Origin of the sequence: Pinirhizobacter sp. (genome assembly GCF_036499745.1) — a bacterium.
GTDB lineage: Bacteria > Pseudomonadota > Gammaproteobacteria > Xanthomonadales > Rhodanobacteraceae > Pinirhizobacter.
The window spans coordinates 1-1,745 of record NZ_DASYDG010000036.1 but is presented as its reverse complement, the minus strand read 5'-3'; the positions used below and the strand labels follow the sequence as shown (position 1 = coordinate 1,745).

The following is a 1,745-nucleotide window of genomic DNA, read 5'->3' as shown; positions in this document are numbered from 1 at the left end:
TGACCGGCCAGCTCCTGGCCTTCGCCCGCCGCCAGGCGCTGGAGCCCAAGTCGATCGACTTGGGCCGCATCATCCGTGACATGTCCGACATGCTGCGCCGGACGCTGGGCGAGAATGTCCAGGTCGAAACCGTTATCGCGGGCGGGTTGTGGAACACCCTGGTTGATCCCAACCAGGTCGAGAACACCATCCTCAACCTCGCCATCAATGCCCGGGACGCCATGCCGAACGGCGGCAAGCTGACCCTTGAAGTGGGCAACGCCTATCTGGACGATGCCTATGCCAGCGCCCATCACGAGGTGACGCCTGGCCAGTATGTCGTGCTGGCGGTATCCGACACCGGCACCGGCATGACGCCGGAAGTGATGAGCAGGGTGTTCGAACCCTTCTTCACCACCAAGCCGGAAGGCAAGGGTACCGGCCTGGGCCTGGCCCAGGCTTTCGGTTTCACCAAGCAGACCGGCGGTCATATCAAGATCTACAGCGAGCTGGGTCATGGCACGACCATCAAGCTCTATCTGCCGCGCACCCGCCGCGAAACCGACGCGCTGGACGCCAGCGCGGGCCTGCCGGTCGAAGGTGGCAGTGAGCGCATCCTGGTGGTGGAAGACGATGAAGGCGTGCGCGCCGCCGTTGTCGATATGCTGACTGAGCTGGGTTATCAGGTTTCCCGCGCCGAGAATGCCGAGGCCGCGCTGGCCGTGCTGCAAGGTGAAGCGCCGGATTTGATCTTCACCGACGTCGTGATGCCGGGCAACATTTCCACTCGCGAGTTCACCCGCCGGGCGCAGGAGATGCATGAGGGCGTGCGTGTGCTCTACACCTCGGGCTACACCCAGAACGCCATCGTTCATAACGGCAAGCTGGACGACGACGCGCTGCTGCTGTCCAAGCCCTACCGCAAGGACGAACTGGCGCGAAAACTGCGCAGCGTTTTCGCCGGCACGGCGCGCGGCGCCATCACCCCGCCCAAGTCTATCCCCGACATGACGATCGACCAACGGCGCGGCAAGGTGCTGGTAGTCGAAGATGTGGCGCTGATCCGCATGACCACGGTGGACATGGTGGAGCAGATCGGCTTCGAGGCTTCAGAGGCCGGTGACGGGGCCGAAGCGCTTGCTATCCTGCAGAAGGACAGTGACATCGAAATCCTGCTCACCGACCTGGGCCTGCCGGGCATGAATGGCCGCCAGCTGGTGGAAGAGGCGCTGCGCCTCAAGCCCAATCTGAAAGTGATTATCGCCAGCGGCTATTCCACCCATGAAGAACAGGGCAGCAAGCTGCCCGCCAGTGTCGCTTACCTTACCAAGCCTTTCGACATGCAGCAGCTTCGCCGCGTTCTGGAAGCCTGACGCGTCAGCCGGCGCACCGAAAAGCCAAAGAAAAAGGCCGGTCGCAAGACCGGCCTTTTTCGTTCAGGCTTGGACTGATCAGCCGCCCAGGTCGATGACGGCCCTGCGGTTCTTGGGCTCGCGCACGCCCGGACCGGTCGGCACCAGCGGGTCGTGGAAGCTCTTGCCCTCGATCGCGATGGCGTCGGCGCCCAGGCCCTGGCGGACCATTTCTTCCTTCACGCTGGTGGCACGGCGAACCGAGAGCGCCTGGTTGTACTTGTCCGAACCGACCGTGTCGGTGTGGCCCGTGATCATCAGGCGCACCGAACCCAGCGTCTTGGCAGCGGCGACAGCCTCGGTGACCGTGCTCTGGGCTTCCGCAGTGAGGTTCGACTTATCGAAGTCAAAGAA

The 1,745-nt window shown here is 63.5% G+C and carries 2 protein-coding genes; one reads left to right on the top strand and one right to left on the bottom strand.

Translation table 11 applies throughout. The features are described 5' to 3' along the window. On the top strand, positions 1-1,352 hold a 1,352-nt coding region (locus VGM61_RS13465; protein ID WP_331523349.1), incomplete at its 5' end, for a response regulator. Positions 1,353-1,430: 78 nt separating this feature from the next. On the opposite strand, the gene VGM61_RS13460 is transcribed toward VGM61_RS13465, so the two are convergent. Then, positions 1,431-1,745: OmpA family protein (locus tag VGM61_RS13460; protein ID WP_331523348.1), on the bottom strand; the 315-nt coding region annotated here is incomplete at its 5' end.